This is a genomic window from Streptomyces dioscori, from assembly GCF_003024195.1.
Taxonomy (GTDB): Bacteria; Actinomycetota; Actinomycetes; order Streptomycetales; family Streptomycetaceae; genus Streptomyces; species Streptomyces dioscori.
Genome location: NZ_KZ679054.1, coordinates 107,191 through 131,083, shown reverse-complemented (window position 1 = coordinate 131,083; position 23,893 = coordinate 107,191). Strand labels below are relative to the sequence as shown.

General features: G+C 68.8%; 24 protein-coding genes. 10 read left to right on the top strand and 14 right to left on the bottom strand.

Annotated features, from left to right (window positions below; all coding sequences use genetic code 11):
- Positions 1 to 22: 22 nt before the first annotated feature.
- From mqnC to C6Y14_RS35020, 3 genes are all read right to left on the bottom strand, one after another.
- Positions 23 to 1,222 (bottom strand): cyclic dehypoxanthinyl futalosine synthase, encoded by a 1,200-nt coding sequence (gene mqnC, locus C6Y14_RS35030; protein ID WP_107020906.1) that lies wholly within the window; start codon positions 1,220 to 1,222, stop codon positions 23 to 25.
- Between the two features lie 103 nt (positions 1,223 to 1,325).
- Complete coding sequence (locus C6Y14_RS35025) at positions 1,326 to 2,090, bottom strand: prepilin peptidase (protein WP_107020905.1); 765 nt, start codon at positions 2,088 to 2,090, stop codon at positions 1,326 to 1,328.
- Positions 2,087 to 5,068, bottom strand: a complete 2,982-nt coding sequence (locus C6Y14_RS35020) for a BTAD domain-containing putative transcriptional regulator (protein ID WP_107020904.1) — start codon at positions 5,066 to 5,068, stop codon at positions 2,087 to 2,089. Before C6Y14_RS35020 ends, C6Y14_RS35025 begins: the two co-directional genes overlap by 4 nt.
- A 329-nt stretch (positions 5,069 to 5,397) precedes the next feature.
- Between C6Y14_RS35020 and C6Y14_RS35015 the strand changes: the two genes are divergently transcribed.
- Both C6Y14_RS35015 and C6Y14_RS35010 read left to right on the top strand, forming a co-directional pair.
- Positions 5,398 to 6,051, top strand: coding sequence for a hypothetical protein (locus tag C6Y14_RS35015; protein WP_107020903.1), 654 nt, complete (start codon positions 5,398 to 5,400; stop codon positions 6,049 to 6,051).
- Positions 6,048 to 7,118: a hypothetical protein gene (locus tag C6Y14_RS35010; protein ID WP_107020902.1), complete on the top strand. Its 1,071-nt coding sequence runs from the start codon at positions 6,048 to 6,050 to the stop codon at positions 7,116 to 7,118. The genes C6Y14_RS35015 and C6Y14_RS35010 overlap by 4 nt, the downstream gene beginning before the upstream one ends.
- A 37-nt stretch (positions 7,119 to 7,155) precedes the next feature.
- Here the strand turns inward: C6Y14_RS35010 and C6Y14_RS35005 are convergent, their stop codons facing one another.
- From C6Y14_RS35005 to C6Y14_RS34965, 9 genes are all read right to left on the bottom strand, one after another.
- Complete coding sequence (locus C6Y14_RS35005) at positions 7,156 to 7,617, bottom strand: pilus assembly protein TadG-related protein (RefSeq protein WP_107021016.1); 462 nt, start codon at positions 7,615 to 7,617, stop codon at positions 7,156 to 7,158.
- 8 nt (positions 7,618 to 7,625) lie between these two features.
- Positions 7,626 to 8,060, bottom strand: coding sequence for a TadE/TadG family type IV pilus assembly protein (locus tag C6Y14_RS35000; RefSeq protein WP_107020901.1), 435 nt, complete (start codon positions 8,058 to 8,060; stop codon positions 7,626 to 7,628).
- Entirely contained in the window at positions 8,061 to 8,441 is a 381-nt protein-coding gene (locus tag C6Y14_RS34995; RefSeq protein WP_107021015.1) for a TadE family protein, read from the bottom strand.
- A 112-nt stretch (positions 8,442 to 8,553) separates the two neighbouring features.
- The gene (locus C6Y14_RS34990) at positions 8,554 to 8,805 is read right to left on the bottom strand and encodes a hypothetical protein (RefSeq protein WP_055509289.1); all 252 of its coding nucleotides are present in this window, start codon (positions 8,803 to 8,805) and stop codon (positions 8,554 to 8,556) included.
- A 94-nt stretch (positions 8,806 to 8,899) separates the two neighbouring features.
- On the bottom strand, positions 8,900 to 9,832 hold the full coding sequence (locus C6Y14_RS34985) for a type II secretion system F family protein (protein WP_199854973.1): 933 nt from the start codon (positions 9,830 to 9,832) through the stop codon (positions 8,900 to 8,902).
- Positions 9,829 to 10,803, bottom strand: a complete 975-nt coding sequence (locus tag C6Y14_RS34980; RefSeq protein WP_199854976.1) for a type II secretion system F family protein — start codon at positions 10,801 to 10,803, stop codon at positions 9,829 to 9,831. Before C6Y14_RS34980 ends, C6Y14_RS34985 begins: the two co-directional genes overlap by 4 nt.
- Before the next feature lie 88 nt (positions 10,804 to 10,891).
- Positions 10,892 to 12,202 carry a CpaF family protein gene (locus C6Y14_RS34975; protein ID WP_107020899.1) on the bottom strand — a complete coding sequence of 437 codons (1,311 nt, stop codon included), beginning with the start codon at positions 12,200 to 12,202 and terminating at the stop codon, positions 10,892 to 10,894.
- Positions 12,199 to 13,050 (bottom strand): hypothetical protein, encoded by an 852-nt coding sequence (locus C6Y14_RS34970; protein ID WP_107020898.1) that lies wholly within the window; start codon positions 13,048 to 13,050, stop codon positions 12,199 to 12,201. The genes C6Y14_RS34975 and C6Y14_RS34970 overlap by 4 nt, the downstream gene beginning before the upstream one ends.
- 21 nt (positions 13,051 to 13,071) lie before the next feature.
- Positions 13,072 to 13,812: a hypothetical protein gene (locus tag C6Y14_RS34965; protein ID WP_107020897.1), complete on the bottom strand. Its 741-nt coding sequence runs from the start codon at positions 13,810 to 13,812 to the stop codon at positions 13,072 to 13,074.
- 501 nt (positions 13,813 to 14,313) lie between these two features.
- Here C6Y14_RS34965 and C6Y14_RS34960 point away from each other — a divergent pair.
- Positions 14,314 to 15,039, top strand: coding sequence for a hypothetical protein (locus C6Y14_RS34960; RefSeq protein ID WP_107020896.1), 726 nt, complete (start codon positions 14,314 to 14,316; stop codon positions 15,037 to 15,039).
- A gap of 135 nt (positions 15,040 to 15,174) precedes the next feature.
- Here C6Y14_RS34960 and C6Y14_RS34955 read toward each other — a convergent pair whose 3' ends face one another.
- Both C6Y14_RS34955 and C6Y14_RS34950 read right to left on the bottom strand, forming a co-directional pair.
- The gene (locus C6Y14_RS34955; protein ID WP_318658079.1) at positions 15,175 to 16,509 is read right to left on the bottom strand and encodes a metallophosphoesterase; all 1,335 of its coding nucleotides are present in this window, start codon (positions 16,507 to 16,509) and stop codon (positions 15,175 to 15,177) included.
- A 128-nt stretch (positions 16,510 to 16,637) separates the two neighbouring features.
- Positions 16,638 to 16,919, bottom strand: coding sequence for a winged helix-turn-helix domain-containing protein (locus tag C6Y14_RS34950; RefSeq protein ID WP_107020894.1), 282 nt, complete (start codon positions 16,917 to 16,919; stop codon positions 16,638 to 16,640).
- Between the two features lie 365 nt (positions 16,920 to 17,284).
- Here C6Y14_RS34950 and C6Y14_RS34945 point away from each other — a divergent pair, with 365 nt between their 5' ends.
- From C6Y14_RS34945 to C6Y14_RS34915, 7 genes are all read left to right on the top strand, one after another.
- A complete protein-coding gene (locus C6Y14_RS34945; protein WP_107020893.1) occupies positions 17,285 to 17,665 on the top strand; it encodes an ML domain-containing protein in 381 nt (126 codons plus the stop codon).
- Positions 17,666 to 17,911: 246 nt separating this feature from the next.
- Positions 17,912 to 18,583: a hypothetical protein gene (locus C6Y14_RS34940; RefSeq protein ID WP_199854972.1), complete on the top strand. Its 672-nt coding sequence runs from the start codon at positions 17,912 to 17,914 to the stop codon at positions 18,581 to 18,583.
- The gene (locus C6Y14_RS34935) at positions 18,574 to 19,665 is read left to right on the top strand and encodes a hypothetical protein (protein ID WP_404828867.1); all 1,092 of its coding nucleotides are present in this window, start codon (positions 18,574 to 18,576) and stop codon (positions 19,663 to 19,665) included. Before C6Y14_RS34940 ends, C6Y14_RS34935 begins: the two co-directional genes overlap by 10 nt.
- A 16-nt stretch (positions 19,666 to 19,681) precedes the next feature.
- Entirely contained in the window at positions 19,682 to 20,011 is a 330-nt protein-coding gene (locus C6Y14_RS34930) for a hypothetical protein (RefSeq protein WP_107020891.1), read from the top strand.
- A gap of 49 nt (positions 20,012 to 20,060) precedes the next feature.
- On the top strand, positions 20,061 to 22,034 hold the full coding sequence (locus C6Y14_RS34925) for a DUF6571 family protein (RefSeq protein ID WP_107020890.1): 1,974 nt from the start codon (positions 20,061 to 20,063) through the stop codon (positions 22,032 to 22,034).
- An 81-nt stretch (positions 22,035 to 22,115) separates the two neighbouring features.
- Positions 22,116 to 22,694, top strand: coding sequence for a hypothetical protein (locus C6Y14_RS34920; RefSeq protein ID WP_225891435.1), 579 nt, complete (start codon positions 22,116 to 22,118; stop codon positions 22,692 to 22,694).
- 17 nt (positions 22,695 to 22,711) lie between these two features.
- Positions 22,712 to 23,386: a hypothetical protein gene (locus C6Y14_RS34915; protein ID WP_225891434.1), complete on the top strand. Its 675-nt coding sequence runs from the start codon at positions 22,712 to 22,714 to the stop codon at positions 23,384 to 23,386.
- Positions 23,387 to 23,893: the final 507 nt, after the last annotated feature.

Sequence of the window (23,893 nt, the reverse complement as noted above, 5' to 3'; positions counted from 1 at the left end):
CCGAACCCCCTCCGCTTCGCGCCTAGTTGGACGCGAGCAGCTTCAGCTCGGGGTGGGCGGTCCCGCCCTCGATCGCGGTCGACGAGATGTGCGACTGGACCCGGTCGTCGACGGGGTCGTTCGCCGGGTCGTCGTGGACGACGAGGTGCTCGTACGTCGTGGCCCGCTGCGCCGGGACGCGCCCCGCCTTGCGGATCAGGTCGATGATCTCCATACGGTTCGAGCGGTGCTTGGCACCGGCCGACGAGACGACGTTCTCCTCCAGCATGATCGAGCCGAGGTCGTCCGCGCCGTAGTGGAGCGACAGCTGGCCGACCTCCTTGCCGGTGGTGAGCCACGAGCCCTGGATGTGGGCCACGTTGTCCATGAACAGCCGGGCGATGGCGATCATCCGCAGGTACTCGAAGAGCGTGGCCTGCGTACGCCCCTTGAGGTGGTTGTTCTCGGGCTGGTACGTGTACGGGATGAAGGCGCGGAAGCCGCCTGTGCGGTCCTGTACGTCACGGATCATGCGCAGGTGCTCGATGCGCTCGGCGTTGGTCTCGCCGGTGCCCATGAGCATGGTGGACGTGGACTCCACGCCCAGGTTGTGCGCGATCTCCATGATCTCCAGCCAGCGCTCGCCGCTCTCCTTGAGCGGGGCGATGGCCTTGCGGGGCCGCGCGGGCAGCAGTTCGGCGCCCGCGCCGGCGAAGGAGTCGAGGCCGGCCGCGTGAATGCGCCGGATCGCCTCCTCGGCGCTGACCTTGGAGATCCGGGCCATGTGCTCGACCTCGCTCGCACCCAGGCTGTGGATGACGAGCTGCGGGTACGCGGCCTTGATCGCGGAGAAGTGCTCCTCGTAGTACTCGACACCGAAGTCCGGGTGGTGCCCGCCCTGGAACATGATCTGCGTGCCGCCCAGCTCGACGGTCTCCGCGCAGCGGCGCAGGATGTCGTCGAGGTCGCGCGTCCAGCCCTTGTCCTTGGCCTTCGGCGGGGCGTAGAACGCGCAGAACTTGCACGCCGTGACGCAGACGTTCGTGTAGTTGATGTTCCGCTCGATGATGTACGTCGCGATGTGCTCCGTACCGGCGTACCGGCGGCGGCGTACGGCGTCGGCCGCGGAGCCCAGCGCGTGCAGCGGAGCGTCGCGGTAGAGGTCGAGCGCCTCTTCCGGGGTGATCCGCCCACCCTCGGCGGCACGGTCGAGGACGGACTGGAGGTCGGCCTTCTCGGTCACCGGAGCGGTCCCTTTCATAGGGGTGTGGACGGACTGATCCAGCGTACGCCAGACGATGTGATCACCCGACGTCAGGCGGTGCACACCCGAGCTGGGGCCGGGATCAGGCGGCGAACGCCCCGATGAGCAGGCCCACGAGGGCGCCCGCGATCAGGAAGGGGCCGAAGGGGATGGACGTCTTGCGCCCGGCCCTGCGGGCCACGACCAGCCCCATCCCGTACAGGCCGCCGAACAGGAACCCCGCGAACGTGCCGAGCAGCACGGTCCCCCAGCCGTACCAGCCGAGGACGGCGCCGAGACCGAGGGCGAGTTTCACGTCGCCGAAGCCCATGCCGTTGGGGCTGATGAGGAAGAGGACGAAGTAGCCGCCGCCGAGAGCCAGGGAGCCGTACAGCGCGGTCGGCCAGTCACCCGCGTGCTCGGGCGCGGCCCAGGCGCCCGCGAGCAGCACGAGCGCGGCACCGGCCAGTGACAGCGTCAGCACGTCCGGCAGGCGCTGGACGCGGAAGTCCACGACGGCGAGGAGTACGCCGAGGGGCGCGAGCAGCAGCCACACGGCCAGCTCGGGCCGGGTACCGGTGGCCGCGGCGAGGGCACCGCACACGAGCGCGGTGGCGAGGGCGACGGGGAGGCTGCCGGGACCGTACGCGCGCCCGCGCCGCCCGCCGCACTCCCGGCAGCGGGCGAGACCGATCCAGCCCCCGAACCGTCCGCCCACAGGATGCCCTTCCGGACACCGGTCCGCCCACGGCTCGTCGGGGCCGACGGAGAAGCGGTACGCGGGGCGGGGCACGAACAGACCGGCGGCGCCGCCCCACAGGACGGCGCCGGCGATCACCAACAGGTCGATCGGCGCGAGGCCGTTCATCCCGCGGCGGCGACGCCGCTGCGCCAGGTCGGCAGCAGTTCGTCGAGGAGCGCCTCGGTGCGCGGCGGCAGCCCGCGCGCGCCGCTGCGGGCGACGAGGTCCGCCGCGAGCCGCTTCAGCCGGTCACTGTCGCCGGTCGCGTGCGTGGCCCGCAGCAGCTCGTGCCACAGCCGCTCGTCTCCGGGCGCGGAGCCCAGCGCCGCGTCGAGCGCCTCGATCGCCTTCTCGGCCCGGTCCTTCTCCAGGTGGAACGCGGAGAGGGCGAGACCGATGTCCGCGACCAGCAGGGGCAGCTGGGCGTCGATGATCTCGTGGGTGAGCCAGCCGTACCGCCCCTCGGGCCGCTCGGCCAGCAGCGGCCCCCGTACGAGCACGAGCGCGTCGGTGAGCAGCCGGCCGCGCACCGCACGGCTGCCGGCGCCCCGGCCCTGGGTGGCCTCGTGGTAGAGCGAGCGCAGCACGTCCAGGTCGGACACCACGGACTTGGCGAGCTTGAGCCGCCCCGTCGCGTCGGCGGCGAGCCGCGGTGTGCCGTCCGGGTCGGCGCCGAGCCAGGCGCGCAGCCGCTCGACGAGCGCGTCCCGTACGTCGTCGGTGACCCCGCGCGGCCAGAGCGCGGAGGACAGCACCCGCGGGTGCACGCCCTCGCGGTGCAGGAGCAGCAGCGCCAGCGCCTCGTGGAGCAGCGCGCTGCGCTCACCGTCCGGGGTGTCGAGCCCGATGATCTCGTACGGGCCGACGAGCCGCGCGTACACCGCGGGACGCCCCTGCTCGCTGATGTCGACGAGGAACGGCGGTGTCGGGGTGGGCCGGTCGTCGTCGTGCTCGGGGTCGGCGTCGGTGAACAGTTCGACGACGGCCCGCTGCTGGGACACCGGCAGGAGCTGCGCGTCGAGTTCGAGGCCGAGGAGCGGCGCGAGGAGTTTGCCCTCGCTGGTGATCTCCATCTCCCAGGCGGCGCCGGGCAGGTCGCCCGACCGGGTGCCGACGAGGTAGCCGATGCCCAGCCGGCTGGCGTCGGCGGCGAGTTCGGCGAGCTTGACGGCGTCCTCGGCGGACGGCTCGGCGGCGAGCAGGACGAGGTGCGGGGCCCAACGGGTGTGCTGGGCCGGGCCCGTACGCCCGGTGAGAACGGAATCGTGCCCGGCCGCTCCCAATGCCCCGCGCCGCTGCCGCGTCTCGGCCTCCATGGTCTCCACGAGCGCCTCGATGCCGTCGAGGTGGCGGAGCCGGTTGGGGGCGAGCGGCGTCAGGTCCTCGCCGAAGCCGACGAGGGTGATGGTCATGCGGTCGGACCAGCCGTTGGTCGCCAGCTCGGCGGCCACGGAGGCGAAGACGCCCGCCCGGTCCTGCTCGCGGCCGCTCAGCGAGACGATGCCGGGCACCGACTCCAGGTTGAGCAGCAGCCGCGAGTCGTCCATCGTGCCGAGACTGACGAGCCCGGGGTACGGGGCGGCCGTGTCCACGTCCTCGTACCGCTCGGCGTCGGCGCGGGCCAGCATCCAGAACGTCTGATCCTGCCCGAGCTGCCACGGCGCGGGCGGGCGGCCGGACGGCTGGGCGAGCTGCAGGTGCAGATCGCCGTTGCCACCCATCCAGGCCGCGTACACGGTCGGCAGCGGACGGGACTCCCCCGCCAGCGACGCGGCGAGCCCGCGCAACGACAGGTCCAGCAGGCGTACGCCCTCGGGGTCGGCCCCCACCAGCAACGCGTCCTGCGCGTCGGCGGCGGCGCCGGTGGGCGTCGGCGGCTCCATGCCGCGGCGCCCGCCGACGGCACCCAGCGCGGACTGCCACAGCGCCTGGCGGCGGCGCCGGCCGAGGGCACCGAGGAGCCCGGCGGCGAGAAGGGGCGCGCCGAGGAGCGCCTGCGGCAGCCCGAACCCGCTGCCCTCACCGGCGGCGGGCGCGCCATGCTCCTGCCCGCCCTGTCCGCCCTGCTCGTGCCCCTGGCCGGGGCGCTGCTCGGGAAGACTGATGTGCGCGGTGTCTCGGTCCTGCGCACCGGACCCGCCGCCCTGCTGTCCCGGCCGGCCCTGCTCCTGGGCGCCGCCGCTGGTCCTGGCGTAGTCGGAGATCTGCCGCTGGACGTCCGGCGAGACCTTCGGGGCCTCGTCGGGCATCTCGACCAGTTCGCCGCCGCGGGCGTCACCGGGCATCTCCATGATCCAGCCGGGCCGGATGAGGCTGGCCTCGGACAGCTTCGAACCGTCGGGCTGCGCACGGTCCTTGTTGAGCTGGTAGATCTCCTTGTACCGGCGCCCGTCCCCGAGGTGGCGCTCGGCGACCTCCCACAGGGAGTCGTGGTGACGGCCCTCGGGCGGCTGGATCCGGTAGAACTTCGTGGCGTCCTCCGACGCGTGGGCGCCCCCGCCCTCCGCGTGCGCGGCGTCGGCGGCCTGCTCGGCCAGTGCGGCGGCGCTCGCGGCGGTCTGCGCCTGCTGCTGCGCCAGCAGCCCGCCCGGGGTCTGCTGGGCCGCCGCGGCGACGGCGGGCCGCTGGTTGCCCTCCAACTGCTGGCCCAACTGCGAAAGACCCGGCGTGAAGCTCGCCGCGGCGGCACCGACCAGCAGCAGCGCGGCGACGAGCTGGCGCGCGAGCAACTGGCTCGGGCCGGCCCCCGGCACGCGGTTCGGCAGTCCCACACCGGACAGCGCGGCCTTCATCTCGACGAGCACGCAGGCGGTGAACTGGGCCCAGGCCAGCCAGACGACCACGGTCAGCACGTTGATGAACGTGTCGACGGTGATCTCCTGCTGGAGCCACTCCGTCGACGGCGCCCCGGAGGGCAGCGGCCAGCCGATCTGGACGGCCAGCGCGCCGGGCACACCGACGAGCAGCACGAGCAGGGCGACGAAGGCGAGGAACGCCTTGACGAAGTCCCCCACCGTGCGGCTGCGCCGGGGCAGGGGCTGCGGCGTCCGATTCCTCGGACCCGGCGAGCTTCCCGACGGGTTGGAAGTGGTACGTCGCGCCATGGCGGGTGTCCTGATGTCGTGTGGGAAGGGAGGGAGAGCGGGGGTGTGCTGAGCCTACTTAGATCGTATTGAGCCTGTCGAAGGGTGGGCGGAACGAGCGAGCCTCGACCGTGGCGGTTTCCTCACCATCTGCCCGCTACACCCGATTCACCCGGTCAACCGCCCGCTCCCCGCCACCCGAATCGGTACGGCTTCGCAACTGCCACGGGTGCGGCCCTCACGATCCCCACACAATCCCCCGCCGCTGACCTGAGGGCCTTTACGCCCCCCTGATAGCTTCGTTCCCTGCCGCACACGAGCACACATGCCTTAACAGGGGGAGTACCACCGTGGCCCGCCACACCGTGACCACCGCCGCCCTCGCCGCCACGACGGCACTCCTGCTCACCGCCTGCGGCGGCAACGACGACACACCGCCGGACGACATCAAGGGCGCGGACAGGGCGTCGAGCGCCAGCCCGTCGGCCGCCGCGTCCGCATCGGCGGGCGGCGAGGGTCCGGACCTCAGCCTGCCGAAGGACGTCGACCTCGTCTTCGACTTCGACAAGCCGTCCGACGTGAAGCACGAGGCCGCACTAGCCGACGCGAAGAACTACCTGCGGGCGATGTACCACGGCATCGTCGCGCAGGACCCGGACGACCCGGCCTACCGGTACTACTCGGGCGGCCAGGCCGCACAGTACGTCAAGTCGCAGATCGAGGCCGCCGTGAAGGGAGGTTGGACTCCCTCCGGAACCGAGAAGTACTACGACGAGGACGTCACCACACTGAGTGATGGCAAACGCACCCTCGTCACCTTCTGCAGCAATCAGTCGAAGATCTTCAGCAAGGACATCAAGTCCGGGGAGATCAACCGCACCGAGGAAAGCCTGAGCAGCTATCTGAAGTTCCGGCTGCTCATGCTGCCGCCGTCAGGCTCCTCCCAGGTCTGGAAAGCGCAGGTCTCCGAGGTCGTCAGCAAGGCGAAGGAATGTCGGGCATGAGGATTCCGGCCTCCTCGCGGCTCCTGATCACGGGTGCGACCGCCGCCGCCGTGCTGTGGAGCGGCGGCACCGCCCACGCCGACCTGAACGGGGACAGGGCGACCACTCCGGCAACCGGTGCTTCCGGCGACGCCCAGGGCCAAGACGTGTCCGCCGCCGTCTCCCGCATCAAGGTCACCCGGATCAGCGGCCCCACCGGCGGCAAAAGCGGCAGCCTCTCGTCGACGGACGTGAACTGGACGCCACCGCCCTGCTGGTACGAGCCCGTCCTCACCTCCGCGCAGCTCAAGGCGCTCGCGGAGACGAAAGGCCTGGGATACGTCAGCCCGCACACGTCCTGGGGCGGCGAGAAGCTTTGGACGGACCACTACCGGGACGGCAAGGACGCCTACAACTTCAAGGACGGCTCTCTCGACACCGTCAAGGGGTACGAGGACTACAACACCGGCAAGGACGGCTACTTCTGGCGCGGTGTGGCCCCCGACCTCGCCGACCCGGCCTCGTGGGACTGCGAACGCGTCATGTTCTGGCAGAACGCCGGCGACATCCCCGCCGTCCCGAACGCCCCCACCGCCAAAACCCTCGCCGAGTACGCGTACGACAAGGTCCAAGTCCCCGGTACCGAGATCGAGCTGAAGCCGGCCGTCAGGTCGACGGTGAACGCGCCGACCTGGGTGTGGCTGGACAAGGGCACGTTCCAGGCGGTCAAGGTCCGCGCCGAGCTCCCGAACACGAACCTGTGGGCGGAGACGACCGCCGAGCCCGTCGCGCTGCACCTGGAGCCGGGCACCGAGGACGCGGACACCTTCCCGGCCTCCGGCGACTGCGGGATCGACGACGACGGCTCGATCGGCACCCCGTACAGGACGGGCGACGCCGGTACGAACCCGCCGTGCGGCATCTCCTACCGCCGCGCCACGGCCGGCACACCGTACGAGCTGACGGCCTCGGTCACCTGGCAGATCACCTGGGAAGGCACGGCCGGCGCAGGCGGCACCCTCCCGAACGGCACGTTCGAGACCACCCGCCCCATGACCGTCCAGGAAATCCAGTCGGTCAACCGCTGACGCGCAACCCACCGCCGGAGTTCGGCGAGCCTCCCGCTCACCCCACCTCGTTCTCCGCCACGGCCCGCCCCCGTACCGTCACGTCGCCGCCGTAGAACATTCCTGTGAAGACCGGGGAGTAGGTGAGCTGGACCTCCACCTCGACCTGGTCGGCGTTGGCGGTGACGCAGTTCGTTGCGGCTATGTCGGCGCCGGTCATGCCCATCTCCTGGGCGAAGGCCTTCACGCGGGCTCCGCAGTTCTCGAAGAGGATCGGGGCGCCGCCGCCCTGGTTCTCGTACAGCGCGTCGAGGTCGACGTCCTGGGCCGCGTAACGGGCGGCCTGTTCCGCGATGTCGGCGGCCCGTTCGCGCTTGGAGATGGACAGGCCGCCGTCGATGACGAAGGCCGACAGGGACAGGAACACGAGCGCGAAGATGATCACCGCGCCGGCGCCCGACCCGCGGTCGTCGAGGCGTTCGCGGCGCGCCGCCGCCCACGCGCCCAAGGTGTTCTTCACGCGCACCGTCACGCCTTCCTCTTGAAGGGGTCCAGCGGCGAGGTGAACGACGCCTCAAGGCGGGTCGGCACGTCCAGACCCAGCATCGCGAGGCCCCGCACCTCGCAGCTGACCTCCACGGTGAAGAGGTCCGCGTCCTCGAAACCGGCGCTGGTCTTGTTCACCGTGACCGGACCGGCGCAGACGTCCGCCAGGTCGGCGTCCGCGGCCTTCTGCGCCTCCGCCATCGCGGAGCCCTGGTCGCGCTGGAGCGAACCGGAGCGGGCCGCGTCCCTGGCCGCCCCGTCCAGTGCCCCGCGCCCGTCGACCAGTTGCCCGAAGGCCACCAGTACCAGGATGAAGAGGATCATCACCGGTGCGAGGATCACCACCTCGACGGTGGACAGCCCCCGGTCACCGAGGTCGGCGCCGCGCGAAAGCAGTCGCCTCACCACTGCGCGCATCTAGTTCCCGTCATCCTCGACGAACCGCTCCACCGGCCCCACCGACCGCGCCTGCACGGTCAGATCCAGTCCGGGGAACACCGACGGCACCTTCGCCGTGATCTCCACGCCGACCGTGTCCGGGTCCGGCTGGAGCACTTTCACGTCGGGGCCGAGCACCAACTGCGGCCCCAGCTGCGCGATGTAGCTGTCCACGACGTCCCGCGCCTCGCCGCGCCACGCGCCCGGGGACTCGTCGGCGGTGGCACGGGCCTTGCGCGCTCCGGCCTGGGCCGCCGCCTGGGCCACGTGGTCGGCGAAGAAGTACAGCGCGAACTGCACGGTCGCGAAGATCATGAAGAAGAGGACCGGAGTGAGCAGCACGAACTCGATCGCGGTCATGCCGGAGTCGCCGCGGGCGGAGGCGGCCTCCACCCGGCGGCGTACCCGGCGGACCAGGCGTCGTGCGCTCACCAGCAACCCCGTGTACGAGAGAGAAGGGACGGTCGCGGAATCAGCAGGTGCTGCCCGCGTCCGCGCCCTTGATGCAGTCGCCGACCTTGTTGGCGCCGTCGCTGAGCGCGGCGTTGATGATCGCGGCGACCACGCCGACGATCGCCACGACGACCGCCGAGATGATGACCCACTCGACCGCGGACGCACCGCGGTCGAGTTCGCCGGAGCGGGCGCGCTGCACCCGGCCCTGGAGGAAGGTGATCAGGAAGTCCACCCCCGGGATCCCGGTGCTGTAGTTCCGTCCGTTCATGGTGAGTTGTCCTCTCGAAACAGTTCAAGACAGTGCAGGGCAGTTCACGGATGCAGTTGTCGCGGAAGCGGCTGCCGGGCGCGGGGCGCCGGCCTCAGACCTGGAACACGCGCATCGCCGCCGGGAAGATCAGGAAGACCAGGAATCCGGCGCAGAGCAGCAGCTGCGCCACGAGCATCGACTGCGACTTCTCGCCCGCGCTGCCCTCGATCTCGGCGAGTTCGCGGTGCCGCATCGTCTCGGCGCGCGAGGCGAGCGACTCGCGCACCTTCGCGCCGTCGTCCGCGACCAGCGCCAGGGAGGCCGACAGGTCCTTGAGCTCCTCGACCCCGATCTCCTCCCCCAGCGACCCGAGGGCCTGCCACTGGCTGATGCCGGTGATCCGGGCGTCCGCGAGCGCGTTGCGGATGCGCTGCGTGGCCCAGCCGTCGGAGACCTCGGCGGCCGCCATGAGCGCCTCGGGGAGGCCTCGGCCGCCCGCCAGGCTCATGGACACGAGGTCGAGGTACGCGCCGATGACGCGCCGCAGGTCGCGCCGCTTCTCGGCCGCGTCCCGCCGCACTTCGAGGTCGGGCAGGAAGAAGAACACGGTCGCGAAGAGCAGGGCGAGCCAGACCGGGATGGCGGGGCTGCGGCCGAAGCCGAGCGTCCAGACGACCGCGAACATGAGTGGCCCGAAGAACACTCCCGCGGCTCCGAGCAGCACCTTCGTCGCGAGGAAGTTCTCCCAGCTCCGGTCGAGCACCGCGAGGTCGGCCCGCAGCGAGCGCAGTTCCCAGCCCTGCTGCAGGTACAGCTCGGCGACGCGCTGCCCGACCCGGGCCCGTACGCTGCCGAGCCGTCCGGCGTCGGCGTCCGAGGTGCGGTGCGCGGACTCGTACGCCGCTCCCCGCGCCCTCATGGCGTCGATGCGGGCGACCTGGGCGACCGCGCTGCGCTTGGCGGGCATCAGGGCGCGGACCAGGACGTAGATGCCCAGGCCCAGGACGGCACCGACCAGGACGGGCAGGGTCAGGGTCGAGTTCATCGGCGTACCCCCTCCTCCGGTGACAGCGGCAGCGGCTGCTGCGGGGACGAGGACGGCGGCTGGGACCCCGGCGACGTACGGGGGCGGACGAACTGGACCGCCGACTCGTCCCGCACCAGGAACCGCTCCGGCGTCTCGATCGTGGACAGCTTGCGCAGCCACCAGAAGCCGAGCGCGAACAGACCGCAGACACACGCGAGTACGAGCTGGCCGACGGCCGTTCCGTACGGTTCGACGAACTCGCGGTTGAAGATGGACAGGCCGAGCACGAAGGCGATCGACACCGCGACCACGATCTGCACCGAGCGGCGGGTCGAGGCGCGCTGGGCCATCACGCGCTGGCGCATGTCGACCTCCTCACGCGCCGACTTGGCGAGTGCGCCGAGGACCTGGCGCAGACCCGGGCCGCGCAGTCGCGCGTTGAGGATGAGCGCGGCCACGATGATGTCGGCGGACGCGTCATTGATCTCGTCGGCGAGCTGCTGCAGGGCTTCGGGCAGCGGCGTACGGGAGCGCAGGCGGTCCACGAGGGCGTCGAGGTGCGGGCGCAGGACCGGCGCGGAGGCGCGGGCGGAGGCGGGGATGGCCTGTTCGAGGCCGACGGCGCCCGCGATGGTGTCGCGCAGCGACTCGGTCCAGGAGGCGAGGGCCTCCACGCGTTTCATGGCGGCCTTCTCCTCGGAGGCGCCGCCGAAGAGCTTGTCCCAGAAGAAGACGAGGACGGCGGTCGCGATTCCGGCGACGGCCCACCGGGTGAGCAGCAGGACGACGATCCCGGCGATGGCGGCGACGGAACCGCGTCGGCCGGCGAACCGTACGAGCTCGGAGGCCCGTTCGCTCGCCTTCTGCTTCTCGTGCTCGGGCTTGGCGGGCAGGCCGCGGACCGCGGCGGTGAGCAGGGCGAGGCCGCCGCCCACCGCGATCCCGCACGCGAGCGCGTACAGGACCGTCGTGGAGAACAGGCCGCCCATGGAGCCGAGCGAGTCGAGAGCGGCCAGGGTCATGCTCGGCCGTCCCGTGGTCATGGCCGGTGTCATGGTCGGTTCTTGCATGATCAAGTCACCCCCAGTTCCCGCCGGGCAGGCGATAGCCGTACTGGATCAGGTCTTCGAGGCAGGAGATCGGCGCGTGCGGCAGGACCCTGCCGTCCGGTGTCTCGGCGAACACCTCGCTGGACAGGACGCGGCCGTCGACGCCGTTGACCTCGCGGATCGAGGTGACCACGCGCTGGAGCCGGCCGCCCGACTCGAAGTTGTTGCGGCGCTGGACGAAGACGACGAAGTTCACGGCGCCCGCGACGAGCATCTGGCTGGCCTCGATGGGCAGGCGTTCGGTGGCCTGGAGCGCGTACGTGGAGATGCGGTTGAACACCTCGTGGGAACTGTTGGCGTGGATCGTGGACAGCGAACCGTCGTTGCCCTGCGACATCGCGTTCAGCATGGTCACGATCTCGTCGCCGAGGACCTCGCCGACGATGACGCGCGAGGGGTTCATACGCAGCGACCGCCGGACCAGTTCGGCCATCGAGATCATGCCCTGGCCCTCGGAGTTGGGCAGCCGCTCCTCGAACGCCACGACGTTCGGGTGCAGATCGGCGAAGGTGTCGAGGCCCAGCTCCAGGGCGCGTTCGACGGTGATGAGGCGTTCCTGCGGCGGGATCTCGTTGGCGAGCGCGCGCAGCAGGGTCGTCTTTCCGGCGTTGGTGGCGCCCGCGATCATGATGTTCTTACGGGCCCGGACCGCGCAGGCCAGGAAGTGCCCGACCTCGGGGGTGAGCGTGCCGTTGCCGACGAGGTCGGACATGAAGACCTTGCCCATGCGGGCACGGCGGATGGACAGCGCGGGTCTGCGGGTGACGTCCATGACGGCGGACAGGCGCGAACCGTCCGGCAGCCGCAGGTCGAGCTGCGGGTTCGCGGAGTCGAAGGGCCGGGAGGACAGACCCGAGTACGCGCCGAGGATCTGGATCAGCTCGATGAGCTCCTCGTCGGTCTCGGCGACCGGATCGGCCCTGACCTCCTCGCCGTTGGCGTAGCCGACGAAGACCTGGTCGTACCCGTTGATGTCGATGTTCTCGACGTCGGGGTTGTCCAGCAGGGGCTGCAGGCGGCCGACCCCGAAGAGCGCGGCGTGCACAGCGGCCGCGTACTGCTCCTCGGTCTCGGCGTCCAGCGGCGTACGCCCGGAGTTGATCTCCGTACGGGCGTAGTCCTCCAGGATCTGGGCGATGACCGCGCGGGCGTACTGCCGCTCGTCCTCGTTGGACATCGGCGTGACGCCGGAGACCTGGTCGAGGCGGCGCTGCTCGGCGATCCGGTCACCGGCGTCCTGCCGGAACCGCTTGACGAGCTGATGGTCGACGGCGGTCATCGGCCGGCTCCGGCGGCGGGCTGCCCGTGGGGACCGCCGGCCGGTACGGACCAGGCCGCGCCGAACTGCTGGTAGAGGTCCGAGGTCACCTTGCGTGCCGAGCGGATGAGCAGCGACTTGTCGAGCCGTCCGCGCTTGCGGCCGGCCAACTGGTCGGCGCCCGTGGGGTCCGCGGCGATCGTGCCGACGACACGGGCCCCGGTCTGCGAGGCCATCAGCATGTCGTTGACCTGGTGGACGATCTTGGCGGAGTCGCCCGGGTCGGTGATGAGCACGACACCGATGAGGGGCGTGCCGAGCGCTCCCGCGCCCCGCGGTCCGCCGTGCAGCTTGGCGGTGAGCGCGGCGGCCCGGTCGCGCACCCGCGCGATGGCCTCCGGCTCGGTGCGCGACACCAGCAGGACGAGCGCGGCCTGCGCGAACATCTCGACGGCCGGGGACTCCCCGCTGATCCGTCCGCAGTCCGCGATGACGTCGGCGGGCGCGTGCTCGGAGTCGGCGAGCTGGGCGAAGGCCCGGCCGAGGGTCGGCCACAGACCGGCGAGCCCGGCCGCCTGCTCGGCGTGCGCGAGCCCGACGAGCACGTCGAGCCCACCGCTCAACGGCTGTACGTGGTCCCAGATCTGGTCCGGTACGAGTCCGCGGCGGGCCGTGGCGGCTATGGACAGCATGCCGGTGTTGGGGTTCAGCGGTCCGCCGTGCGCGGCGGCGCTGCGGTACACGAGGTCGCCGCCGGCCGGGTCGGTCTCGGCGAGCAGCACGCGGCGCGGCCAGACCGCCGCGAGGGCGACGGCCGTCGTGGTGACGCCGGGGGAGCCTTTGTCCGCGGCGAGGGCGATGAGGGCCATGGTGTGTGTGACTCTCCGCCGCTAGTTGCCGGGGACCTTGACGAGTGCGACCTCGTTGGCCGCGGCGGCACGGGCCAGCGCGGCGGCATCGCTCTCGTCGACGGTCACGGTGACGCGCTTGTTGGTGCTGCTGATGGTGCTGTCGGCGCTGTCGTCCGGAACCTTGGTGACACGGGCGTCGTCGACGATCGGGGCGCCGCCCGCGGAACCGCTCGAACCGGCCGAGCCCGTCGAACCGGAGTCCGTCTTGTCGCCCGAGTTGGCGGACGTGTTGTTGCCGACCTGGTAGGCGGCCACGAGGTCACCGACCTCGATGCCCTCGGGGTACTGCCCCTCCTTGAGGGAGAGGCCGACGACGGCCTTGCCGTCCGGGACGCTGGCCTCGGTGCCGAACATCTGGCCGATCACGAGGGTGCCGGCGTAGATGGTGGACTTGGCCTTGAGCTTCTTGAGGGTCTTGATCTGCGTCCACTTGACGTAGTTGATCCCGGCGTCGTCGGCCACCAGCACCGCTTTCACCTTGTCGCCGACGGACTCACCGGCCTGGATGTCGCCGGTCACCTTGACGACCTCGACACGTTCACCGGCGCGCAGTACGAGCATGGTCGCCCCGAGCGCGCCCACGAGGATCAGCAGCACCGCGAGTGCGGCCAGTGCGGGTTTGCGCTCGCGAGGCGGCGAGGGAAGGCGCTCCCCCATCGTCGGCTGAACCGGCGCGGAGGAACGGTTGTTGCCCGCCCCCGTACGCTCTTGGATCTTCACGCAACCGCTCCCCGTACACCCAAGAAGTTTTTCAACATTCAGGACACTTGGCACATTTCGCAAACTTGACGCACTCCGGGCACCGGGCCCTCACCGGGCGTACCGCCCGACCTGGTCGAATATCCGCCGCAAAGGTGCCGAACAGCCACAGCCGGAACGAGTGTCAAGCCACCGCACCGTATCAGCAGCACATAAGCCCCTCAAGGCGCGACCACTACCGCGAACCCCACCCACCACGACGTTATCCACGCGCAACGCGGGGCGTTCGGTTCCCTGTCGAAGAAGGGTCCGCGCACGGGGTTCCGGTCGACGCCCTCACTGTGCACCAGCGAATCATCCGCTCCCGCCCCGCCGGGTACCGGTCACGCTGCGTCCATCGTCCCTGCACGACATGCTCACGGAGGCTCACGGAGGGCCTGCGGGACGCGTGGGACGATCTTCAGCCACGGGTGGACGACGGATCACCAGGATCTGCCCGAAACCATGAGGAGCCAGTCCCGTATGAAGCGAACCGCCGTCCTGGCCACGTCCGCACTCGCCCTCGCCCTGCTCACCGGGCTGACCGCCTGCGGAGGCGGCGACTCGGACACGGACGCCGCCGGCAAACCCGGAGCCGGAGCCACGGCGTCCAAGGCCGAGGAGGTCAGCCCGGCGGACCGCCTGGCGAAGCTGATGATCACCAAGGCCGAGCTCAAGGACGCTTACGAGGTCGAGGAACCCGCGACCGAGTACGCCTTCGCCAAGTCCCAGGACGAGGTGACCGTGGACAAGAAGGAGTGCGCCCCGCTGGCGTACGCGCTGAACCAGCTCCCGCTGGGTGAGACGACGGCCGACCTCACGCGAGTCACCTCGAAGGACGCCAACGGCTACACCTACGTCACGCTCAACACCTACGCGGACGGCGGCGCGGAGTCGGCCATGGCGGACCTCTCCAAATCGGTGTCCTCCTGCGGCGGCGGATTCACCGCAGAGGCGAAGGGCAACAGCAGCCCGTACGACTCGGTCGCCGCCGAGCAGGCCGACAAGGCGGGCGACGAGTCCCTCGCCTTCAAGTCGACGATGACCTTCCAGGGCACCACGCACACGATGCACTCGGCCGCCGTACGCCGAGGTGACGTCGTCGCCGTCTACTTCGCGGTGGACGGCAGGGCGCTCGCGGAGGGCCGCCCGAGCGACACGGAGCTCGCGACGACGGTGGTGAAGACGCAGAACGCGAAGCTGGGCTGACACCACATCTGGGTTGACGCCGCATCTGGGCTGACACCACATGTCGGGGCCTGTGCGTGAGGCTTCAGCTGCCGCCGCACACAGGGCCTGCGTGTGACGCTTCGGACGGCGCCGCGCAGGACCGATGCGTGACGTTCAGACAGCGCCGCGCAGGGCTGGCCGTCGTGCCACGGCCGGTGTGATGCCTGAGAGGTCGCGTACGACGACGCTGTTGCGGTCGCGGACCGAGCGGCCGAGGGCGTACTGCGGCCACAGGCCCGCCGCCACACGCCTGCTCCGCTCGCTCCACTCGCGCGCCGGGTCGCTGCTCGCCTTGTAGTAGTTGAGGGCGTAGCCGCCCGTGTGGATCCGCAGCAGACAGAAACCGCCGGGGTACTCCTTCACGGCGCCCACCTCCTGCAGGGTGACGTGCCGCGCCTGCGGGAGGACCGTGCGCTTGTTGCGGTGGGTGTGGCCCGCGTGGTGGAGGAAGACGCCGGGGGCGGCGGCGTACGCGTCGAGGATCGCGCGGGCCTGGCGGCGGTTGAGGCGTTGTCCGCCGGTCACGGGGAACGGCGAGTTGCGTACGGTCAGCGGGTGGTGCCCGAAGACCACGGTGGGCTGGTCCTTGTGCGCCCGCACATCGGCCCGGAACCAGGCGAGTTGCTCGTCGGAGAGCCCGCCGGACCCTGCGCCGCTCCCCTTCTTCTCGTACGTGTCCAGCCCAACGATCCGCAGCCCGCCGAGGTCCCGGGCGAAGTACGCGGACTCGCCGCCCGGTCCGCCGTTGGCGGGGAAGGCGTCCAGGAAGTTGTCGCCGCGCCCTTCTTGCAGGCCCTGCCGACCGCGCCGGTCATGGTTGCCGCGTACGACGAAGTAGTCCCGCCCGTGCGTGCCGAATCCGTCCAGCAGGCGTCTGGCCTCCGCCAGGTCCCGCGGCGCCCCGCCGGCGGATATGTCCCCGGCTGCGAGCAGATGGCCGGCCCCGCGCCGATGCGCCTCCTCCACCAGCGCCCGCCCCATGATCTCCGGGTACGGGCCGAGACCGAGCCGCTGGGAGATACCGCGCATCAACGGCATGCCCGTCACCAGCCCGGCGGTGGTTTCGCCGAGGTGCAGGTCGTTGCAGAGGGCGATCGACAACACATGCCGCCCGGGAGGGGGTTGGGGGGTGGTGAAGGAGTACGGGCCGCCGTGGGAGCCGAATCCATGGAGGGAGGTGCCGACGGCGTTGCCGCTCACCAGGTGCAGTGGTGTGGGCGTGGCCACCGAACCCCGGGAACGGGCCTGGTAGTAGTACGTCTGCCCGGGTTCGAGGTCCGTCAGCTCCACATAGTGGTGAGCGGTGTCGCGGCCCTCGGAGGCGGTCCGGTTCAGATGGGCGGGATGGGTGCCGTAGACGACCTCGCCCTCCGATTCCACACCGGTGTGCCAGGTGATGACGGCCATGTCCTCGGTGAGGGTGACCAGTTCCAGATCGACGGCGGCCACGGCGGACACGGCGTCGGGGGGACGGGCTATGGAGTGAAGGGTTCGAAGGAGGGCGTGCGGGGCGGTGAGGCAGCATGGCATGCCTGTTTTGTGCCCACGTGCGGTGAACGCGAACTCCTATGGCTCCCCTACGGCTCCTGACCGTCGTCTGTCGTCTCGGGGTACGCGACGAAGGTGCCCTTGGCGGGGAGGGTGATGACGAGGCCGCGGTCGCGGAGTTCGCGGACCGCTCGGCGGGCGGTCAGATAGGCGACCCCGTACTCCGTACCGAGGTCACGCTCTCCGGCCAACCGCGCACCCGGCTGCAACTCACCCGACGCGATACGGGCAGCGATGTGGTCTGCCACCTGCATATAGACGTACGCGATCTTGTTCGGGTCGATCGGATAGTCACCTGTTTCTGCTGCCATGACTACCACCGTAAAACAGCGCTGAGCTGCAGTGATGGCCCTACAGCTGCTAACTGCTATGCACTGACATGCGTAGCAATGTATGCTCACGGCGTGAAATACCCCGGCGACGGCGGTAACCGTCCCGGGGCATGGCCAACGCTTCGAAGGAGCGTCAACGTGCTGGACCTTACCCTCCACCTCCTCCCTCTCCGCCTCCTCGCCTGGGTGCTGAACCTGTGCACCCCAAGCCCGCGCGGCCGTCACCGCCTGGGGTCACTCCCGCCGCTCCGTTACATCCCGGTCCCACCACCCCACCGCTTCAACTCGATCCGCAGCCGCCGCGCAGCGGAACACGGCATTCACGGCGTCCCGGTGGCTGCCCGATGACGCGCCCCGCCGTGCGGATGTGCGCACGCTGCCACCGGGTGACGGCCCAGCCGGTACTGGTCCACGAGGTGCACGCGGCGACGGGCCCCGGCTTCAACGTCTACGCGTGCCCGGAGTGCGCGGACCAGTACCCGCCCATGACGGACGTACTGGAACTCACGCAACCCACTCCCCCTCACCGGAGTGCGCGCCTCACCCTGCGCGTCTACACGGTTGACGCGCGGGGCGCCGTGACCGGGGAGCGAAGCAGGGTCGAGATCCGGACCGGCGGAGGAGCCGGGCCGCTGCCGTCGCCACTGCCGCAGACGTCGGCGTACCCGCCGTGCGGGTGCCCGCGCTGCCGGACGCCGGAGCGCGGCGCGACCCAGCAGAACTGAGGCGGGGCGGGCCTCGGGCCCCGGACGCAGGTCGGCGTCCGGGGCTCCAGGCACATGCGGGTCATATCCGGGGGCATGTCCGGGTCCGCTGTGCACTCAGACACGATCGGGTCACTTGCGCCATCGGCTTGCCCTGATTTCTCCAGGTCCGCCCGTCCGCACAAGGGAGTTCGCGGTAGCGAAAGCCTTGACCCCACGGATACCGTCGTGGCTCTCGAATACATCTGAATCACACGGGGGTCCACTGTGAAGCGCCGCTCTTTGCCCGTTGCTACCGCGCTCGCCGCGACCGCAGCCCTGCTGCTCACGGCGTGCGGCGGCGGGGACGACAAGTCCAGCGACAACGACAAGATCGCAGGCGCCGACCAGGGCTCGAAGAAGCCGACGAAATCGGCGGAGCCGGCGGGTGCGGGGTCCGAGGACAGCCCCGACGGAGTGGACGTCTCCCTGCCCAAGGACATGAACCTGGTCTTCGACTGGGACAAGCCGAAGGCTAAGAACGAGGCGGCGGCTATGGATGATGCGGCGAACTATGTCCGCGCGATCTACCGCGGCATCGACAAGGGGACGGCGAAGGACGCTGCCGTCACCACGTACTCCACCGGTGAGGGCCTGACCTACGCGAAGACGCAGATCGACAGGAGGGTCGACGGCGGCTGGACAGCCACTGGCACCCGGCGCCACTACCAGGCCGCCACCCGGTCCGCCGCGAACGGCAACTCGGTGGAGGTCGCGTTCTGCGTGGACTCGAACAAGTTCTACAGCGAAGAAATCAAGACCGGGAAGGTCCTCAAGACCAAGCCCAGCATCGACGGCTTCGACTACTTCAAGATCATCATGGTCAAGTTCCCCACCGGTGAAGGCCTGTGGCAGGCGTCCAAGGTGCTCGTCGAGACGAAGGCGGCGAAGTGCCAGTGAACACACCACGGCGTACGCCCCTCAGCATCAGCACGGTTGCGCTGGTACTGACTCTCGGCACGCTCACGCTCGGAACACCGGCCAGTGCGACGGAGACGCCGAGCAATAGTGGGGACACCAAGACGGATCAGAAGGGCGGCGGCGACGGCACAGGCATCTACGCCGCCGCCAGCGTCCAGTACTCCGGAGCCGTGACGAAGAGCGGCAGCGCGGGGAACGTCGCCTCCGCCGACGTCAACTGGACGCCGCCGCCCTGCTGGTACGCCCCCTACATGGGCGCCAAGGACTTCAAGAAGAAGATGTCCGGCGACATCGACAAGTGGCAGAACGACCCCGCCATCACGGGAACCGCGGGCTCGGCCATCGGCGAGATGCAACGCCACTACGAGGACGACTACGGCTGGACCGACACCCCCGGCTACAAGGACTACAACGTCGACAAGGACGGCGAGGGGATGTTCTGGGCCGGCGTCGAGAACCCGAACGAGCCGGACTACCTCAAGCGCACCTCGTGCAGCGCACTCCCCTTCTGGGTCGACAACGGCGAAGCCCCGCCCCCGCAGTACGAACAGGCCATCACCCCGGAGATGCTGGCGGCCCTCGCCTACCAGCACATGGAACTACCCGGCACCAAGGTGACACTCGCCCCCGAGGCGATCACGAAGGTGAACCTGCCGACGTGGGCATGGCTGGACAAAGCCACGTTCGACGAGGTCCAGGCAACAGCCGCGATCAACGTCCCCGGCTTCAACATCCAGGCGACCACGACGGCGAAGCCGAAATCCCTGACGCTCAGCCCCGGCACGGCGGATGCCACGACAATCCCCGCCGACGGCGGCTGCCCGATAGTCGACGGCAAGATCGGCGAGCCCTACGCCAAGGGAAAGGCCGGCGAGACGCCGCCCTGCGGCATCATCTACCGCCGCTCCTCAGGCGGCGCCGCACTCCCCCTCAAGGCAGCCCTCACCTGGGAAATCAGCTGGACGGGCACGGGCCAGGCGGGAGCGATCGGTATGCCGGACGGCACGATCGAGGCCACCCAGAACATCACGGTGGAGGAGATCCAGTCGGTGAACCGCTGACTGACGGGGGAGCGAAATGGCAGCCGATGCCAAACCGAAGCAGGACAACCCGGACCGGGAACGACTGCAACGGCTGAAGCGGGAGCTTGAGAAGGAACGGTCCGACCTGGTCGACGCCCTGAAGAGGGGGGCGGGGGACATCGGAAAGGGCGGCCGGGACTCCACGAAATCATGGGTGGGCAAGACCGCTGACAAGTGGCACGGCGATGTTGTCGGCCACCGCAGGACCGTACGAGCCCGTATCGACAAGGTGCTTACGGACATCCAGCGCGAGATCGACCGCATGCCGGAGAAGGTCACACCCGAGGAAGCCGGCGCGATGAACCGCAACCGGCGAATGTACTGAAAGCGGCTGAAGGTCGGCAGCGGGTGCGCTGCGAACGGGGACAGTGGGCATGGACAAGGCTGACAGTTCAAGCGGCGGGAGTGTCTTCTCGGGCATTGACCCGGACGCGCTAAAGGGCACGATCGACTCCGTACAGCGGGACCAGGAGAAACTCCAGGACCGGGCGTCCTACTACAAGACGGAACTCGCCCACTACGGCGTGGGCGCCGAGGAACTGCAGGACATCCTGCACGTGGCCGGCTGGGCCCGGGACGAACTGCCCATGCTGAAGAGGCGCTACCACCTGTCCATGAACATGGACAACAGCCCCTTTTCCGCCTTCAAGGGCATGGTGCAGATCAACGAGGCGAACGTGACCCGGGCCGCCAACGCCGCGGCGGCCAAGGATGCGAAGCGCGCGACGAAGCTCGCGAAGAAGGACCCCGAAGACCTTTCCCCTGCAGAACTCTCCGAACTGAACACCCTCTTCGCCCTCAACCACGACCAGTACCCCTTCGCCGAGAAGGTCGTAGGGGCCCTGGGAGCGAGAAAGACGCTGCAGCTCTGGTACGGGATGAGCAACCTGGGCAGCGCTCCGGGATACGGTCGCCCCTCGGACTTCAAAAGCTCCGACGCCCTCGACGACGTACAGAGGAACCTGAGCCTCACCGTTGCGGCGGCGACCAATTCCACCGCACCGGCGATGGTGCGGTGGAAGAAGGACATGGTCGTGCTCGGAGGCGACCCGATCGCAGAACCGGGCCCTCCCCCGTACGGCAGCTCGGGTGGCCCCAAAGGCTTCCTTGTCATGAGCAACCTGATGCGCTTCGGCGACTACGACGACAAGTTCCTCGAAAACTACGGAACAGCGCTGATCAAGGAAGACAAGCAGGTCCTGGACGGCCCCGGCCCCGCGTGGGGAGCCACGGGCAGGCTCAACCACGTGGGCAACGACAAGGGCAACGATCCCCTCACGGGCTACATGAAGGCCCTGTCGAACAGCCCGGCCGCGGCAACGGTGTTCTTCACAGCGAAGCAGAAGAACGAGGCAGGCAAGCCAGAGTCGAACTTCAAATACCTCTTCGAATCCCGAGAGTGGCCAAACGACAGCAAGCCGGGCGAGGAGAGCGTGACGGGCCGCAACTCCCTGGGCCACGCACTAGAAGCAGCAATGACGGGCCATCGCCCGGGCGAAGAGGCCACAACAGAGGACGTAAAACACTCAGAAGCCCAAGCCAAATTGTTCGAATCCCTGGTGAGATCAGTATCCGAGGATCAGGACCTCCTGCGCAATCACGAGTATTTTTCGGACAGTTTCGCGAACATCTCCGCCGAGTACATGCCGGATATGCAACGTGCTCTGGATGCAGACATCATGTACGGGGACAAACTATATCCGACTTCCGGAACAGCGGCAGAAATGGATACAGCAGATACTGTACGGTTCCTATATGCGGTGTCCCGAAATGGAGAAGGATATGAGCGACTCATGGTCTCTCAACACGTATACGCCGCCGCACTGATGGAAGCCCAGGTAAAACACCCTAGCACCTACCCGCAACCGGCTGATGCCGCCATCGATAAAATCACCTACGGAACCGGCCTGTTCCAGGGCGTGATTGGTGCGGGGCAACACTTCCAGGCCGATAAAGACAGCGCTGATTCGGCCGCACAAAGCAGCGCATGGAAAGACCACGCAAGCACGTGGGGAGGCTCCTTGGTCGGCAGTGCGACAGCCATTGCGATGACTCCATTCACCGGTCCCGGCGGCGTTGTCGCGGGTGGCCTCGCCGGAACAGCAGCAGGAGAAATTTTCAGCGGTATCCTCGACGGTTTTGGCGATGACGGAGAGCAACGAAAGGAGCAGGTCTACCAGAACGTGAAGAACACAGCACAGAGTGAACGCTCAGCAATCCTGACGACCCAATATTCCGTCAGGGCTGCAACCGGTGATGATTCGGCTGCATCCAGGGCTGGTGACCAGGCAGGCAGGGGTTTTGCCGATGCAGTCCCTCTGATTGACAAGCGTGTAGCTGCCGAGTAGCGGTTCGGCTTGAAATTGAATGGATGATCAACATTGCCTCCGAGCGACCGTAAATTCCTACGGAAAACCTTCATCTACGGCGTGGTGATCGCGGTTGTCGGCGCAGCCCTGACTATCGCCTACCTATTTGGGATCTTCCAGAAGCGCGGGGATATCAAGGCCGAAGACATCTGCCGCAACGTACCCAATCGACCAGAGGTCGCCAAGGTATTCAGCTCCGCGCTTCCCGAGGCTTCCAGATACGACTTCGAACAGACGTGGAGGCCGGACGCGGACTGGGGTTTCAGGAGCCGATGCGGCATTAGAGATGAAAACGATAACGCCCTCTTCTACCTAGACGCCAAAGCAGGGCCCGACAAGTCATGGCAGGAGTGGATCAAGACTCACATTCCACGGAATTCCGGCGGTAAGTTCGATTACTTCAATGTCGGGCTCAAGGGAATCTACAATTCCAAATTCGCCGCCATCTGGGTACCCTGCTATGCGCACGAAAAAACAAGCAAATCGAGGTACAATATGACCGTCTTCGCCGACGCCCTGAAACCCCTCGACGCCTCGGACAAAGAAGCCCGCGAGATCCTCAAAGACCTGGCGACAGACTTCGCCCGCCAAGCCCACAAGGACGCCAAGTGCGACCTCCCGTCCAAGCTCCCGAACTGACGCCAAAACTCCGAAACTTGTCGCGCAAAGAGGAGTACGGAATTTCCGCAGGCTCAACACCCTCGACGGAAGCGAACGACTTCGGACGTTTTCGTAGGCCCCTCGTCTACGGCGGAATGGCCGCAGCTACCGCCGCGACCTTGATCCTCGCCCACCTGCTCGGAAGCTTCGAGAGGCATGGCCACGTTCGGGCCGACGACGTGTGCACTCACGTGCCTGGCAGGGAGAAGACCGCCGAGATTCTCGACTCTGTGCTACCTCGGGCCCCGAATTACAGCTTCAACGGGACTTGGAGACCAGATCGGAACTGGGAATTCAGGAGCACCTGCACCGTAACTGGCGATGCCTCCGAATCCCTCCTCATCCTGGCAGCCGAGATGGGATCGGCCAGACCCTGGAAACAGTGGGCTGAGACAGAAATCCCACCGAACTCTGGGGGCAAGACCACCTACTTCGCCGCCGGCCTCAAGGGCGTCTCCAATGCGGAAGTGGCCGCGATCTGGGTCCCCTGCTACGCCAGCGAGAAGACCAGCAAGCAACCCTGGAACATGACCGTCCTCGCCGACGCCCTGAAACCGCTAGAAACCTCAGACAAGGAAGCACGCCAGACTCTCATCGACCTGGCGACAGACTTCGCCCGTCAGGCCCACAAGGACGCCAAATGCGACCTCCCGTCCAAGCTGCCGAGCTGAGGACGGGGACCGCCCCAGGCCTACTTGCCGGGGAACGCCCAGACATACTTCGTGGCGCTCTGGCCGGCATCGAGAGCGCCGCCGGGCGCAGCCTCGGCCGGGGACTCCGACGCCACGGCCGCAGCCTGCGACCCCGCCTGCTTCGGCTTGGCGTCTGCGCCGTCGTCGTCACCGCCACCGCACGCGCACGCGCACGCGCACGCGCACGCGGTCAGCGAAAAGGCGAGTACGGCGACGGGCACGGCAACGCGCACCGCGGTCTTCCTGTGCAGCGGAGCAACTCCTGATAGCTGTAATCCCCCGACACAGCAGGTCGTAAGTACACGTTGCTGTACAGGGAAGCAAAGAGCGTTTCACCCGCACTGCTTCACAGCATCTACATGCTGCGGTCGCGTCACCGCGACACCAGCCCTGCCTCGGTCCTGCCGCGGTCCTGCCGAAGGCTTGCCGATGGACCACACGCCCGTGGGCCCAGACACGATCGCGCCACATCCCCTCACGACTTGC